Consider the following 14,582-nt stretch of genomic DNA (forward strand, 5'->3'; position numbering starts at 1 on the left):
TTAGTTCTTAACCTTTAGCTTTGGGATTTAGACTTAATGAATTGAGAGCAATATCTAAATATCTATTAAATTGCGCATCAGAACTCCCTTGACCTTCACCAATGTTGAGTGAAATAGATAATGCTGCCCTGCGATATTGAGAGCTTAAAGCAAACCTCTCATCAACTGGGAACTTCTGAATTATTTCATAGACAAAGTCAACAAAGTCTAGTGATTTTTGATACACTTTTAGTTTTTCAAAATTAAATACAACTTCTTTACTCATTCTCAAAATATTCTAAAAGCTAAACTCTAAAAATTACCAACTACTGATTTACCGCTACTTTATAATTAATCCCATAAGTTTTGGTGAGATTATCATCATTAAAAATATCCTTTACTGGACCGGTAGCAATCTTCTTTACATTTAAGAATGTTACCCAGTCAAAATACTCTGGGACCGTTTGTAAATCGTGATGCACAACCACTACGGTTTTACCTGCTTTACGAAGTTCCTTTAAGATATTGATAATAGCAATTTCTGTCGTAGCATCTACCCCTTGAAAAGGTTCATCCATAAAATAAATAGCAGCATTTTGCACAAGTGCTCTGGCAAGAAAGACACGTTGCTGTTGCCCGCCAGACAGTTGACTTATTTGCCTACTTTTAAAAGGTAGCATCCCTACTTTTTCAAGTGCTTCTAGCGCTGCCTTTTTTTGCTTTGCTCCTGGTCGCTTTATCCACCCTAGCTTTCCATACGTTCCCATCATCACTACATCTAGCGCCGTAGTGGGAAAATCCCAGTCTACACTCCCCTTTTGAGGTACGTAGGCGACAAGCTTACGCTGCTTATCGTATGGTTTTCCATAAATGGAAACACTACCCGCTATGGGGTCTATAATACCCAAAATGGATTTTATAAGTGTTGATTTACCAGCACCATTAGGACCTACTATTGCCATAAGCACACCTTCAGGCACTTCAAGATCTATATCCCAAAGCACTGGCTTATAGTTATAAGCAACGGTGAGATCATCTACGCGTATAGCTATTTTTGATTCTGACATTGTTTTATTTTAAAGCTTCTACGATTGTAGTCACATTATAAGTAAACATCCCTATGTAGGTTCCCTCTTCTGTACCAGCATTACCCAGCGCATCGCTATATAAAGATCCCCCTATGGTTACTTCGTTTCCTTTAGACTGAACTGCAGCTTGTAATGCCTCTATCGTGCGTCTAGGCACAGAGCTCTCTACAAAGATGGCTTTTACCTTATTCTCTATTATAAATTTTGATAGACGTTGTACATCTTGAACACCAGCCTCTGTTGCTGTAGATAGACCTTGCAACCCTACTACCTCAAAGCCATAACTCTTCCCAAAATAATTAAAGGCATCGTGTGCCGTGACGAGTATCCTTTTTTCGGGGGCGAGGGTGGCTACTTTGGCCTTTATTTCGGCTTCTAGGGTTTCTAATTTTGCGAGGTAAGACTTGGCATTTGTTTGATAGTGTTGTGCGTTCTGAGGGTCCTTTCGCGAAAGCGTACTTGTCACCTCTGCTACAAACTGCTTAAAGTAACTAATATTAAACCACACGTGAGGATCATAATTAGACGCAAAATAGTCTGACCCTATGAGCGTACTTTTATCTAGCGCTTCTCCTAGAGCCACTTGCGTGACTTGGGTGGCGTTCATCTTTTCAAACACCTCTACCAGTTTACCTTCTAGGTGTAGTCCGTTATAAAAAATAACATCTGCACGAGATAATTTTGTCACATCGCCAGCACTTGCTTTATATAAGTGTGGATCTACTCCGGCACCCATAAGCCCTTGCAAGTTGATGTGCTCACCACCTATGTTTTTTACGAGGTCTGTAATCATAGAGGTAGTGGTAACAACTTTTAACCTACCATTATCCTCTTTATTTTCTTTACAACTTATCACGCTTAAAGCGAAAAATACAATTGCGATATAAAAACTCTGCTTCATTAATGCTGCTTTAAATTAAATGTGGATGTAAAGATTTTCGGCTATTTTTTTTGAGATAAAAAACTGCTCTCCCTGCACCTGAATGACCATTGATCCATCAAAAAACTCTTTACCAAGTACTTTGATTTTTGAACCTATCGCTATGCTACGCTTGTCTAAAAACTGAAGAAAATCTGGACTTGTCTCACGCACACCTACTAGCTGACCTTGGTTTCCTTTCTTAAGTTCGGCGAGTAGTTTCTTTTCGGCACTTTTGATATTTCCGTTTTTATCTGGAATAGGATCACCGTGCGGATCGTAATCTGGATAATCTAAAAACTTATCGAGCCTGTTTATGAGCTCTTGTGATTTTATGTGCTCCAATTGCTCTGCTATATCGTGCACCTCGTCCCATTGAAAATCGAGCGTTTCTAAAAGAAAAACTTCCCAAATACGATGTTTTCTCACGACACCTAGCGCCGCTTTTCTTCCCTTTTCTGTAAGTGTGGTGCCCTTATATTTCACATAATTTACCAGACCTTTATCTGCAAGCTTCTTTACCATATCTGTAACAGAAGATGGCTTGGTCTCCATCTCTCCTGCTATGGCGTTAGTACTCACCCCGTGCTTTGCAATCGCCTCAAGATGGTAGATTGCTTTTAAATAATTTTCTTCTGACTTGCTGTACATACTCAATTAATAATATCAAATATACGGATTTTTGCACCTATTATAATTATTTTTAGATAAGACTAATATTTTAAATAGCTTTACAAAAATTTAAAATACGTTATGCTTAAAGTATGTACATCATTGATGCTGCTATTTTCGCTATTAATGTGCGCTCAAACCACTATCACAGGTAGGGTGTCAGATAGCAATGGTCCTCTCCCCTTTGTAAACGTATACCTCGCAAATACAACTCTAGGTGCATCTTCAAATAATGATGGTAGCTTTGAGATTTTAAATGTGCCAGATGGAACTTATACCCTTATTGCCTCTTTTACAGGTTATGAATCTGTAAAGAAAAACACCACTGTAAACGGTGGAACTATTACGGCAAACTTCTTTCTAAAACAAAACACATCTCTCGAGGAAGTCGTAATTTCTGGAACTCTTAAACCCGTGGTGCGTAAAGAAAGCCCCGTACCTGTAGAGGTGTACTCTCAAGCATTTTTAAAAAAGAATCCTGTACCCTCGGTTTTTGAGGCGTTGCAAAATGTGAATGGCGTGCGCCCACAACTCAACTGTAGTGTGTGTAATACAGGCGACATACATATTAATGGTCTTGAAGGACCATACACGCTTGTTCTCATAGACGGGATGCCTATTGTAAGTGGCCTTTCTACTGTATATGGTCTTTCTGGGATTCCTACTTCGCTTATAGAACGTGTGGAGGTTGTAAAAGGACCAGCCTCATCGCTCTATGGAAGCGAGGCAGTAGGAGGATTAATAAATGTGATTACAAAAATACCCGAACAAGCACCACGCTTTTTTATAGAAAACCAACTTACAAGCTGGGGAGAAAACAACTTAGACATAGGCGCTTCTTTTAAGGCTGGAAAAGCAAACAGTCTACTGGGTGTAAACTATTACAACTATAGCAATCCCATAGATAACAACAACGACAACTTTACAGATGTAACGCTGCAGAACCGTATTTCGGTGTTTAATAAATGGAGTTTTGACCGTAAGGATGATAAAGTCTTTGATCTCGCTGGACGGTTTTTTTATGAAGACAGATGGGGTGGAGAACTACAGTGGACACCCGCTTTTCGCGGAGGCGATGAGATATACGGAGAGAGCATTTACACACGTCGTTTTGAAATTTTAGGAAATTACCAACTACCCACTACCGAAGATTTTTTACTACGCTTTTCATACACAGACCACGATCAAAATAGCGTGTATGGTAACGAAGCTTACATCGCGCAGCAACGTATAGGCTTTACCCAACTCACTTGGAATAAAAAAATAAACAGACACGACCTACTGCTCGCTGGTGGTGTACGTTATAACTATTATGATGACAATACCACAGCAACCTTTAATGCAGGAGCAAATGCCGAAGAAGAGGTAGTGATTCCTTCATTTTTAATTCAAGATGAGATCAAGTTTACAGATAAAAATACCCTCTTAGTAGGTGCCCGTTACGATTATGACTCACGACACGGCAGCATATTTACCCCGCGCCTAGCTTATAGACATAAATTTAATGAAGACAATATTTTAAGAATTAATGCTGGTACAGGTTTTAGAATTGTAAGCCTCTTTGCCGAAGATCACGCCGCGCTTACAGGTGCAAGAGATGTCATTATCACAGAAGAGCTAGACCCAGAGCAATCGTATAATGTAAATCTCAACTACTTAAAGAAAGTTTATAATCGCAATGCCATCTTAACATTGGATACTTCTACTTGGTTTACACATTTTACAAATCAAATACTCCCAGATTATGACACAAACCCAAACCAGATTATATACAGCAACCTTAATGGCTACTCACAAACTTACGGTGCTAGTATTAATCTAGACGCCAAACTCACAAGCGGTATAAAAGGAAGTCTAGGAGTTACATATCAAGATGTATCACAAACCGAAGACGGCGTGCGTGAGCGTCAAATTCTTACCGAGAGCTATAGCGCAAACTGGTTACTAAGTTATAAAATAGAAGACCTTAATCTCAATATAGATTATACAGGCAGCCTATACGGCCCTATGCGATTACCTATACTGGGAGAACTAGACCCTAGAGAAGAATACAGCCCCACCTGGAGCACACAAAACTTACAGCTCACCTATGACGGCATTACAAGCCTAGAACTTTATGGCGGGGTCAAAAACTTGTTGAACTACACTCCTAACCGCAATAACCCTTTTATCATCGCAAGAGCAGACGATCCTTTTGACGAAAATGTAGTCTTTGATAATCAAGGGCAAGTAGTGTCTACAGCAGATAACCCAAATGCACTCACCTTTGACCCCAACTATATATTTGCTCCTAACCAAGGAATACGCGGCTTCTTTGGGATACGCTACACCTTAAACTAAAGTGTTAATCCTCATTAATTTAACACCTATGGATATAAACTTGTGTACTTTTCACAAAAATTGAGAAGATGAAGAAGAAAACCATACGTGCCATTGCCCCATTACAATCTTGGGATATTTTTTCTGAAGGTCTTGCTCAAAATAGCATTAAAGCGAGAAAAAAAGCCGAACGAGAGCAACTTGCCGTTTTTAAGAAAAAATATAAGTGGACAATTGACGTAGCTTCTATCACAGACCAAGACTACACCACCATAGTTGTTACAGATCACACACAGCACATACAGTGGGTAAATGCAGGCTTTAGCGATATGACGGGCTACCCTAAGAGTTATGCTATAGGGAAGCACCCTCGCTTTTTACAAGGAGCAAAAACTTCACCACAAATACGTAAAGAGATTAAAACACACCTTAGTAAAGGAGCCGTAGTAGAGCGACAACTTCTCAATTATAAAAAAGACGGCACACCCTACCTTTGTGATATAAAAATTATACCGCTACGCAACTCAAAAAGTGAAATCACTCATTTTATGGCACTAGAGAAACCTGCTAGGGTAGCCTAATATTTTTTTCTATTAAATATTGAGTCCTCCTCTTTTTTTTTGACTCATTAGTACAGCACACTTTTTTAAACTACTTGCACTCCACGCAAATTGTAGGTGGATATTTTTGCGCTTTCGCGAAAGCGTAAAAAACCATAAAATGCTCTATATAAAGGAAATCCGTAAAGGGTGTGCATAAGAAATTTCTATCTTACCACTGCTTAAAATTGAAAAATACACCTGATGAAACTAAAAATATTCATACTTGCATTACTTGTATCTAGTCAAGTATTCTGCCAAGAACGAAAACTTATAATAGTTGACAGTTTATCAAAAAAGCCTCTTGCATTTGCTCACATTTTTACGGGTAACAATAATGAAGGTCTTACTAGCAATGCAACTGGAGAAGTAATTTTAAAACAAGGATATAAGAAGGAAGTAATTACAATAACACATCTAGGCTACCACACAAAAACCTTAAAAAAAGAAGTATATAATGATACTATCTTTCTAAAAGAAAAGAACACAAACCTAACAGAGGTTATAGTACAGAATAAAAAAGTGCAAACCTTAGGATATACAAATCTTAAGAAAACTCATTATATCACAACCTATGGTGAAAATATTATTCTAGCACAACACATCCCCAATAAAACAGGCGCTGCGCATACCCTTAAATCGCTTCATTATAAAATACGCGCAAAGAAAAAAGATAGCCTTTTAGTAAGAGCCCACATTTATAGCGTTGACCCCATAACTAAAAAGCCTAACAAAGAGTTATTGTCAAAATCAATTATCTATCCCGTACGTAGAAAAAAAGGCACACTTAGTATAGATATTCAAGATCAATACATAGAGATGCCTAGCGAAGGACTGTTTATAGGCTTAGAATGGCTAGGAGAAAATAATGATGCTGCATACGGATTTACAGCCGGCAACGACTCATCTATAAATGCATTTGTAACGCTTGCCAAGCTCAAAAATAAAATCTGGTTGCAATCACAAGTAAGTGGTTCTTACCTCAGAGCATCTTTTGGCGTAGAGGTTTATTAATTAAGGCACCAGCTCCTTCACCCTTTCATACACAAGATCACCTTCCCATCCTCTGTAGGTGAGATAGTCTGCAAGTTTTTTGCGCTTGCGGTATTTATCGGTTTCTGAGGAGAGTTGTCCATAACGCTTTCGCGAAAGCGTATTAAAAACCCTATCATACTCCTCGTCTTCTATCTCAAGCAGGGCTGTTTTGAGATTATAAGCGCTTATGCCGCGTTGTTTTAACTCACGGGTGATACGTACCCTTCCCCAGCTTTTATGACGAAATTTACCCCTTGCAAAGGCTTTTGCAAATCGCTCCTCATTTAAAAAGTTGTGCTCAAGTAGGTGACCTATCACTACATCTATAGCTTCTGGTATCATACGCATATCTCTAAGCTTTTGTGCCACCTCTTTATGACAGCGGTCTTGATAAGCACAGTAGGCTTCTAGTTTGCGTTTTGCCTCTTCTAGTGTATATGTTTTTACGGATTGTTGCACTGGGCAAATGTACTTGTTTTAGCACGATATCATTTTTACAACAGGGCATAAAAAAACCCCATCCTCTATTGAGAATGGGGTTTTTACTAGTTTACAATCTTGATGTCCTTGCCAGAAGCGTCTGTAAAGTTATACTCGAGATACGTGTATGCATCTCGTGGCATTACCTTTACCCACTTTTTATGTTCTAAAAACCATTTAGAACGTATAGAAGGAAAGCCTTTTGTTAAATAGGCTGCAACAAATGGATGCGCGTGTAGCGTCACCTTTTTTGCACCAGATTTTAAAATACGGTTGAGTTGTCCTTGAAGCTTCTCTACTATTACAATAGGTGCTTCTATCTCATTAGTTCCGCCGTTCGGGTTTTCCTCACGGGTCTTAATGTTCATCTCTGGACGTACTCGCTGCCTAGTGATCTGGATAAGTCCAAATTTACTAGGAGGTAATATTTTGTGTTTTGCGCGGTCTTCTTTCATCTCGTCTTTGAGGTGATTGAATAATTTGCGACGATTTTCAGCCTTTGCCATATCGATAAAATCGACTACAATGATACCTCCCATATCACGGAGGCTAAGCTGTCTTGCTACTTCTGAGGCAGCAATCAAATTTACCTCGAGTGCAGTGTCTTCTTGACTCTTGGCCTTGTTTGATCTGTTACCACTGTTTACGTCTACGACGTGTAGGGCTTCTGTGTGTTCGATCACGAGATAAGCACCACGGCTCATTGATACTGTTTGTCCAAAAGAGGTTTTAATTTGTCTCTCGATTCCAAATTTCTCAAAAATAGGCACTTGGCTATTGTATAATTTTACAATGCTCTCTTTATGAGGAGCGATCTCGCTTAGGTATTCTTTAATTTGATAATAAAGTGTCTCATCATCAACAGTGATGCTCGTAAAGCTATCGTTAAATATATCCCGCAGGATAGACGATGCCCTATTCATCTCACCTAGTACTTTACTAGGGTGGTGAGCACCTTTAATTTTTTTGCTCATAGTGGTCCATTTGTCCACTAGATTTTGCAGGTCCTTATCTAGTTCTGCAACTTTTACACCTTGTGCAACAGTGCGCACAATAACGCCAAACCCTTTGGGTCTGATACTTGTTACCAGTCTTTTAAGACGTGCCTTTTCTTCTTTGCTCTCAATCTTTTGTGAGATAGAGATGCGGTCTGAAAATGGCACGAGAACAATATAACGACCAGCTATAGACAACTCGCTACTTATGCGAGGTCCCTTAGTCGAGATAGGTTCTTTTGCGATCTGTACAAGTACACTTTGTTTAGACTTTAGAACATCGGCTATTTTGCCATTTTTGTCTATGTCTTTTTCAAAGGTGAAGTTTTGTAAGGAATAGTCTTTTAATTTACCTGTGCTTATACTTTTGATGTACTTAAGTAAGGTAGGCAGTTTTGGGCCCAGATCGTGGTAATGCAAAAATGCATCTTTCTCGTAACCTACATTTACAAATGCAGCATTGAGACCAGATACGGCCTTTCTCACGTTTGCGATATAAATATCACCTACGTTAAACTTATTTTCATCTTCATCTTTATGAAGTTCTATAAGTTTTCCATCTTTTAGTAAGGCAAAATCAACTACGGAGGAACTAGATCTTATGATCAATTCTTTATTCACGTTGTAGTAATTTTTATCCCAATATAAATCGGGATGGTTGATACTTTTAATTTATCACAGGTGTATAGTGTATGTGTTTACATACTGTGTGTAATAAATACCGTTGCAATAATGACGTATCTTAGGTAAAAGATAGTGCTGTTATTGCGATGTCAAAGAACGCGTTATTGCACCCTTAGGGTGTAATAAAAGAAAAAGTAGTCTTAAGACTACTTTTTCTTTTTGTGGCGATTTGCTCTACGTCTTTTCTTACGTTTGTGAGTCGCTACCTTGTGTCTTTTTCTTTTTTTACCGCTTGGCATAAAAATGATAGTTTAAAATATTACTTATTAGTCTACACTAACGTTCGTTTTTACACCTTCTACAAATACTTTAGCAGGCTTGAACGCTGGAATATTATGTGCTGGAATCTTGATAGTTGTATTTTTTGAAATGTTTCTACCAGTCTTCTCGGCTCTAGTTTTGATTATAAAGCTACCGAATCCTCTTAAGTACACGTTATCTCCTCCTTCTAATGAAGTTTTTACTTCCTCCATAAAAGATTCAATAGTCGCTTGTACGTCATTCTTTTCGATACCCAGTTTCTCAGAAACTTTCGCTACGATATCAGCTTTAGTCATAATGTCAAATATATTAGGGGGTTAAAATTCAAGATTGCAAATATAGGAATTAAAATATCAAAGAATCAAACATAATCTTTTAAAAAATAGACACATAACATCTAGCTTTGTATAAAACCCTATTTTATATTGTCTTTTTCTAACAAACTCATTACTTGGTATTTAGAACACAAGCGCGATATGCCTTGGCGCAATACCACCCATCCTTACCACATCTGGCTCTCAGAAATTATTCTTCAGCAAACGCGCGTAGCGCAAGGATTACCGTATTATATTGCCTTTACAGAGGCCTTTCCTACAGTGCAAGATCTTGCTCAAGCTACAGAAGAAGAAGTGCTTAAATTATGGCAAGGTCTAGGCTACTATTCTCGTGGTCGTAACCTACACGCAAGTGCAAAAATGATTGTAGAAGAGATGGACGGAGTTTTTCCTAACACCTATGAGGAGATTAAAAAACTTAAAGGTGTGGGAGATTATACCGCTAGTGCCATTGCAAGCATATGCTTTAATGAGCCTACTGCCGTAGTAGATGGCAATGTGTATAGAGTGCTATCTAGAGTATACGGCATAGACACTCCTATAAATAGTACTGCCGGAGTAAAAGAGTTTAAAGCACTGGCGCAGGAGCTTATAGATGAAAACCGCCCTGCAGATTTTAATCAGGCTATAATGGAGTTTGGGGCGATACAATGCAAACCTCAAAACCCTTACTGCTTGCACTGTATATATAATGACAATTGTGTGGCGCTACAACAAAATAAAGTATCTGAGCTTCCCGTAAAGCTCAAGAAGACTAAGGTGAAGCACAAATATTTCCACTACCTATATATTAAAGATAAGCAAGAGCAAACTATCATAAAGCAACGCACAGGCAAAGGCATCTGGCAGGGACTGTATGAGTTTCCGGTTATAGAAGAACTTGCGGCACTGCAAGAGGGAGAAGGAGCCCGCTTTCGCGAAAGCGTAAAAAATCACCCCTTACTACAAGATCTGGTTATAAATGATATTGATAGATATAATAACACCCCTATTGTACACAAACTGTCACACCAGCATCTACACACCACATTCTGGATAGTAACAGTAGATAAAATTACTGATAATGCCACACCTATAAATAGGATTACCGAACTACCCGTACCAGTGCTGATAGGGAATTTTATAGAGAAGTTACTCTAGTACGGTTCTAAGCTCTTTTCTATACTCTGAAGGATTTTGACCCACAAAGGCCTTAAATTTTTTATTAAAGTGAGAGAAATTATTAAACCCACTGGCAAAACATACCTCTGTGATACTAAGGGGCTGCTCTGCAAGTAACTTTGAAGCGTGTACGAGGCGGTACTCGTTTACAAACTGTGTAAAGGTCTTATGAGTAATCTTTTTAAAGAAACGACAAAAGCTAGGGATGGTAAGACTTGTAAGATCTGCCATATCTTCTAGCGGTATTTCTTCTTTAAAATGATTTTTTACATAATTAAAGACTAGGTTAATACGGTCATTATCTTTTACATCAGACAGTAATGAGAATCCATCTGCATTGAGAATTCTATATTCTTCTGTCTGAGCAAGATCACTTAGGATGTTGAGTTGTGATACTAGACGTTCAAAATCTGTTTGATGCTCCATTGCTTCCATCATCGCTCCTACTCTAGCCTTTGTCTCGCCAGAAAATACAATCCCACGATTTGCAACGTGCAATAATCTTTTAATACTGGCCATCTCTGGTATATTAAAGAAGTCTGCTCCTAAAAAATCGGGTTTCATATGTATGACGGTCTCACAGCTGTTACCCGTATCCTCATTTGTAAAACCACAGTGAGGTAAATTGCTCCCTACTATTATAAGTGTTCCCCAAGTATAATAAGAGACGTTACTCCCTACCTGCCTTCTCCCTGTACCTCCGTTTACAAAAACGAGCTCTATCTCGGGATGATAATGCCAGACATTATTAACGTTTGTAGTGCGCTCATCAAACTTCTGATATGCAAACGAGGTTCCAAAATCTGGAGAAATAGACTCAAAAGTAGGTTTTTGCAAAATCATAGTAGAGCTGCTTTACGAGGCAAAATTAAATAGGTTTAAATCCTTACATCACTAGAGATTTACCTCAATTATGTACTAAATTAACATTTTAAGATTTATTAACACATTACCGTGTTAATTTCACACATATATTTGAAAATATGCGTGTAGTAGAAACTTATAATCGACCGTATGTTTGCAGTGTAAAAAATTAGAAATCAATCTTTTAAATTGAAATATTATGAAAAATGCAATCAAATTACTAGCAGCCTTTGCGATTTTAGTAACAAGCATTCAAGTTAATGCTACAGGATTAAACAATCCTCCTAAGACATCTGCAGAGAGCTTAGTTTTAAAAACAGACGGAGAGGTAGTTTATCTTAACCTACTTAACCTTGACCAAAGCCCTATAAACGTAGTAGTACGTGACGCAATGGGACGCATTGTTTTTACAGAAACTATTGAAGAGACAAAAACGGTACACAAGGCTTTTAACTTTACTAAAGCTTTCAAGGGTACGTATTATGTAAAAGTAAAAGACGGTGACAAGAGTTACACCAAAGAGGTGGTTATCGGATAAACAAGACTAGTTTATTTTGTGTAAAAATTAGTATGCTTAGTTTAATCCCTAAAAGGTGGTTCTTTTAGGGATTTTTTATGTCTTATTGTGAGGTATCACTGTTAGTTTGGGAGATTAGAACTCTATATCTCTTTATGTGATACAAGTGTGTTTTGGTAAACTTTCGCGAAAGCATAACAGCCTTGCATCGCAATATTTATTACATTTGATACTATGGCAGGAACAGTAAATAAAGTGATCCTTATAGGACACACCGGAGATGACGTAAAGATGAATTACTTTGAAGGAGGTAATTGTATAGGAAGATTTCCTTTAGCGACTAACGAAGAGTATGTAAACCGTACCACGGGAGAGCGCGTAAGTAACACTGAGTGGCACAACATTGTTGTGCGTAATAAAGCTGCCGAAATTTGCGAGAAATACCTAAAAAAAGGTGATAAAGTATATGTAGAAGGTCGCCTTAAAACTCGCAAGTGGACAGATGATAAAGGTATGGACCGCTACTCTACAGAGATACAGTGTCAAGAGTTTACCTTCTTAACACCTAAAGGTGAAAGTCAAGGGCAAGGGCAGCAAGCCCAGCAACCTAGACAAGCTGCTCAACCAGCACAGCCTAAAGCGCAACCTTATAATACAAATCAACCTTCTCAACCTGCGCAACCTACTACAGACACCAGTGATGTAGATGATTTGCCATTTTAAGTTAATTTAAATTTTTGAACCTTTGGATCCCGATCCCGAACCCTTACTTATACTTTTACTCGCCCTTGACACCTCAAGTATTTTGAGTCTTATGGCACTTGTTATACTGCTCACGTGCTCTGCGCTTATAAGTGGTGCAGAAGTAGCTTTTTTTTCTTTATCACCTAGTGACTTACTAGAAACCGAAGAGCTCGTTGCAGATCGCAAGATGATGGTGGTAAAAAAATTACTCACCAAACCAAAAAAACTACTAGCAACCATACTTGTAGCAAATAATGCTATAAATATTGCTATTGTTCTCTTATTTGCCAGCCTGGGTAAAGTCATATTTGCAAATATTACAGCAGAGATTCTTACCATCCCCGTGCGCTTCTTACTGGAAGTGGTCCTTATCACGTTTTTGATATTACTTTTTGGAGAGATTTTACCTAAGGTATATGCAAACAGAAACAACAAGAAATTTGCAGCACTAATGGCATACCCGCTGCGTTTTTTAGATATGATCTTCACACCATTAAGCAGTCCTATGCGACTCGCGACCATATGGATACAAAACAAGCTAGGTGAACAAAAATCTAGTTTTAATGTAGATCAATTATCACAGGCACTAGAGCTTACTAGTGAAGAAGACACAACAAAGGAGGAACAAAAAATTTTAAAAGGCATTGTATCTTTTGGTAATACAGATACAAAACAGGTAATGCGACCACGTATGGATGTCTTTGCCCTTAATAAAGATGATGATTATCAAAAAGTACTTCAAGAGATTACAGAAAATGGTTTCTCCCGCATCCCCGTGTTTTCTGAGAGTGTAGATACTATAGTAGGTATTCTCTATGTAAAAGATTTACTACCACATCTTACTAGAAAAGACTTTGACTGGACAAAACTTATACGCGAGCCTTACTTTGTGCCAGAAAATAAAAAGCTAGATGACTTACTCGCAGAGTTTAAAGAAAAGAAAAACCACCTAGCCATCGTAGTAGATGAGTATGGTGGTACTAGTGGGCTTATCTCTCTAGAAGATATTATAGAAGAGATTGTGGGAGACATCTCAGACGAGTTTGATGATGAAAATATTATCTATTCTAAACTTGATGATTATAACTGGATCTTTGATGGGAAGACATCACTCAAGGATTTTTATCGCATCATAAAACTAGAAGACACCACTACCTTTGAAAACAAGAAAGGTGAGGCCGAAACCATCGCTGGCTTTGTACTAGAAGTATCTGGCGGCTTTCCTCGTAAAAATGAGGTAATAAATTATGACACCTATGCGTTTACTGTGGAGGCTATAGATAAAAAGCGCATCAAGCAAATTAAATTTACCATTACATCTTGAAAAACAAAGCAGCCATACTCATCTTAATCATTGTAAGCATATCACTTATTTCTTGTGGAGGCGACACCTTGCCAAAGCCTAAAAGCCAGCTTAGTTTATCATACCCTGAGCCTAGCTACAAGGCTACTGCTAGCGACTGTGATTATAATTTTGACCTCAACAAACTAGGGATTGTACGCTATAAGAATGACTGCTCTGCAGTAATTGATTACCCAACTATAAATGGTAGCATCTTTTTAACCTACCGAAGGGCAAATGAAAACATAAATGCGTTACTTAATGACGCTCAAAAACTCACCTATGAGCACGTGCGTAAAGCAGATAATATTATTGAAGAAAAGTATGTAAACGAGACTCAAAACGCCTACGGGATGTTTTATGATATAAAAGGAGATGCCGCCTCACAATCTCAATTTTATATTACAGATAGTACAAATCACTTTCTTACGGGGTCTATTTATTTTAATGCAAGGCCTAATTATGATAGCATCTATCCTGCTGCCATATATCTCAAAAATGACATACGCCACCTTATGGAAAGTATAGAATGGCGTAAATAACATCGCCCTACTTTACCTCACAAACCTTTTAGATTTTTACCTTAAA

General features: G+C 38.1%; 16 protein-coding genes. 8 read left to right on the forward strand and 8 right to left on the reverse strand.

All coding sequences use genetic code 11. The features are described from left to right. Positions 1-7: 7 nt before the first annotated feature. Genes ACFO5T_RS00895 through ACFO5T_RS00910 form a run of 4 tightly spaced genes read right to left on the reverse strand, consistent with a single transcriptional unit; the run spans position 8 to position 2,637 of the window. Positions 8-265 carry a four helix bundle protein gene (locus ACFO5T_RS00895; protein ID WP_038598621.1) on the reverse strand — a complete coding sequence of 86 codons (258 nt, stop codon included), beginning with the start codon at positions 263-265 and terminating at the stop codon, positions 8-10. A 40-nt stretch (positions 266-305) separates the two neighbouring features. Continuing rightward, entirely contained in the window at positions 306-1,046 is a 741-nt protein-coding gene (locus ACFO5T_RS00900; RefSeq protein ID WP_038598619.1) for a metal ABC transporter ATP-binding protein, read from the reverse strand. A gap of 4 nt (positions 1,047-1,050) precedes the next feature. Next, on the reverse strand, positions 1,051-1,968 hold the full coding sequence (locus tag ACFO5T_RS00905; protein WP_380031266.1) for a metal ABC transporter solute-binding protein, Zn/Mn family: 918 nt from the start codon (positions 1,966-1,968) through the stop codon (positions 1,051-1,053). A 15-nt stretch (positions 1,969-1,983) separates the two neighbouring features. Further along, positions 1,984-2,637, reverse strand: coding sequence for a metal-dependent transcriptional regulator (locus tag ACFO5T_RS00910; RefSeq protein ID WP_038598613.1), 654 nt, complete (start codon positions 2,635-2,637; stop codon positions 1,984-1,986). 102 nt (positions 2,638-2,739) lie between these two features. Here ACFO5T_RS00910 and ACFO5T_RS00915 point away from each other — a divergent pair, with 102 nt between their 5' ends. From ACFO5T_RS00915 to ACFO5T_RS00925, 3 genes are all read left to right on the forward strand, one after another. After that, on the forward strand, positions 2,740-4,998 hold the full coding sequence (locus tag ACFO5T_RS00915; protein WP_380031268.1) for a TonB-dependent receptor: 2,259 nt from the start codon (positions 2,740-2,742) through the stop codon (positions 4,996-4,998). 68 nt (positions 4,999-5,066) lie between these two features. Then, positions 5,067-5,558: a PAS domain-containing protein gene (locus tag ACFO5T_RS00920; protein WP_380031269.1), complete on the forward strand. Its 492-nt coding sequence runs from the start codon at positions 5,067-5,069 to the stop codon at positions 5,556-5,558. A 222-nt stretch (positions 5,559-5,780) separates the two neighbouring features. Continuing rightward, positions 5,781-6,590 (forward strand): carboxypeptidase-like regulatory domain-containing protein, encoded by an 810-nt coding sequence (locus ACFO5T_RS00925; protein ID WP_038598603.1) that lies wholly within the window; start codon positions 5,781-5,783, stop codon positions 6,588-6,590. Here ACFO5T_RS00925 and ACFO5T_RS00930 read toward each other — a convergent pair whose 3' ends face one another. From ACFO5T_RS00930 to ACFO5T_RS00940, 3 genes are all read right to left on the reverse strand, one after another. Continuing rightward, the gene (locus ACFO5T_RS00930) at positions 6,591-7,070 is read right to left on the reverse strand and encodes a regulatory protein RecX (RefSeq protein ID WP_380031272.1); all 480 of its coding nucleotides are present in this window, start codon (positions 7,068-7,070) and stop codon (positions 6,591-6,593) included. Between the two features lie 86 nt (positions 7,071-7,156). Further along, complete coding sequence (locus ACFO5T_RS00935; protein ID WP_380031274.1) at positions 7,157-8,707, reverse strand: Rne/Rng family ribonuclease; 1,551 nt, start codon at positions 8,705-8,707, stop codon at positions 7,157-7,159. A 329-nt stretch (positions 8,708-9,036) separates the two neighbouring features. Next, positions 9,037-9,327, reverse strand: a complete 291-nt coding sequence (locus ACFO5T_RS00940) for an HU family DNA-binding protein (RefSeq protein WP_013750876.1) — start codon at positions 9,325-9,327, stop codon at positions 9,037-9,039. 129 nt (positions 9,328-9,456) lie between these two features. On the opposite strand from ACFO5T_RS00940, the gene mutY reads away from it, so the two are divergent. After that, the gene (gene mutY / locus ACFO5T_RS00945) at positions 9,457-10,506 is read left to right on the forward strand and encodes an A/G-specific adenine glycosylase (RefSeq protein ID WP_380031277.1); all 1,050 of its coding nucleotides are present in this window, start codon (positions 9,457-9,459) and stop codon (positions 10,504-10,506) included. On the opposite strand, the gene ACFO5T_RS00950 is transcribed toward mutY, so the two are convergent. Beyond that, positions 10,498-11,370, reverse strand: coding sequence for an AraC family transcriptional regulator (locus ACFO5T_RS00950; RefSeq protein ID WP_380031279.1), 873 nt, complete (start codon positions 11,368-11,370; stop codon positions 10,498-10,500). The genes mutY and ACFO5T_RS00950 overlap by 9 nt on opposite strands. A gap of 220 nt (positions 11,371-11,590) precedes the next feature. On the opposite strand from ACFO5T_RS00950, the gene ACFO5T_RS00955 reads away from it, so the two are divergent. The 4 genes from ACFO5T_RS00955 (at position 11,591) to gldD (ending at position 14,536) form a co-directional block, all read left to right on the forward strand. Continuing rightward, a complete protein-coding gene (locus tag ACFO5T_RS00955) occupies positions 11,591-11,929 on the forward strand; it encodes a T9SS type A sorting domain-containing protein (RefSeq protein WP_052084217.1) in 339 nt (112 codons plus the stop codon). Positions 11,930-12,142: 213 nt separating this feature from the next. Beyond that, positions 12,143-12,631 carry a single-stranded DNA-binding protein gene (locus ACFO5T_RS00960; RefSeq protein ID WP_038598589.1) on the forward strand — a complete coding sequence of 163 codons (489 nt, stop codon included), beginning with the start codon at positions 12,143-12,145 and terminating at the stop codon, positions 12,629-12,631. A 22-nt stretch (positions 12,632-12,653) separates the two neighbouring features. After that, entirely contained in the window at positions 12,654-13,976 is a 1,323-nt protein-coding gene (locus ACFO5T_RS00965; RefSeq protein WP_380031283.1) for a gliding motility-associated protein GldE, read from the forward strand. Continuing rightward, a complete protein-coding gene (gene gldD / locus ACFO5T_RS00970) occupies positions 13,973-14,536 on the forward strand; it encodes a gliding motility lipoprotein GldD (protein ID WP_380031285.1) in 564 nt (187 codons plus the stop codon). Before ACFO5T_RS00965 ends, gldD begins: the two co-directional genes overlap by 4 nt. Positions 14,537-14,582 lie beyond the last annotated feature (46 nt).

The sequence above is a fragment of the Dokdonia genika genome (assembly GCF_042652845.1).
Taxonomy (GTDB): domain Bacteria; phylum Bacteroidota; class Bacteroidia; order Flavobacteriales; family Flavobacteriaceae; genus Dokdonia; species Dokdonia donghaensis.

Excerpts from the sequence above, each read along its gene's own strand:
- ACFO5T_RS00895 (WP_038598621.1), bottom strand. The coding sequence starts at position 265 with ATGAGTAAAGAAGTTGTATTTAATTTTGAAAAACTAAAAGTGTATCAA.
- ACFO5T_RS00900 (WP_038598619.1), bottom strand. The coding sequence starts at position 1,046 with ATGTCAGAATCAAAAATAGCTATACGCGTAGATGATCTCACCGTTGCT.
- ACFO5T_RS00905 (WP_380031266.1), bottom strand. The coding sequence starts at position 1,968 with ATGAAGCAGAGTTTTTATATCGCAATTGTATTTTTCGCTTTAAGCGTG.
- ACFO5T_RS00910 (WP_038598613.1), bottom strand. The coding sequence starts at position 2,637 with ATGTACAGCAAGTCAGAAGAAAATTATTTAAAAGCAATCTACCATCTT.
- ACFO5T_RS00915 (WP_380031268.1), top strand. The coding sequence starts at position 2,740 with ATGCTTAAAGTATGTACATCATTGATGCTGCTATTTTCGCTATTAATG.
- ACFO5T_RS00920 (WP_380031269.1), top strand. The coding sequence starts at position 5,067 with ATGAAGAAGAAAACCATACGTGCCATTGCCCCATTACAATCTTGGGAT.
- ACFO5T_RS00925 (WP_038598603.1), top strand. The coding sequence starts at position 5,781 with ATGAAACTAAAAATATTCATACTTGCATTACTTGTATCTAGTCAAGTA.
- ACFO5T_RS00940 (WP_013750876.1), bottom strand. The coding sequence starts at position 9,327 with ATGACTAAAGCTGATATCGTAGCGAAAGTTTCTGAGAAACTGGGTATC.
- ACFO5T_RS00950 (WP_380031279.1), bottom strand. The coding sequence starts at position 11,370 with ATGATTTTGCAAAAACCTACTTTTGAGTCTATTTCTCCAGATTTTGGA.
- ACFO5T_RS00955 (WP_052084217.1), top strand. The coding sequence starts at position 11,591 with ATGAAAAATGCAATCAAATTACTAGCAGCCTTTGCGATTTTAGTAACA.
- ACFO5T_RS00960 (WP_038598589.1), top strand. The coding sequence starts at position 12,143 with ATGGCAGGAACAGTAAATAAAGTGATCCTTATAGGACACACCGGAGAT.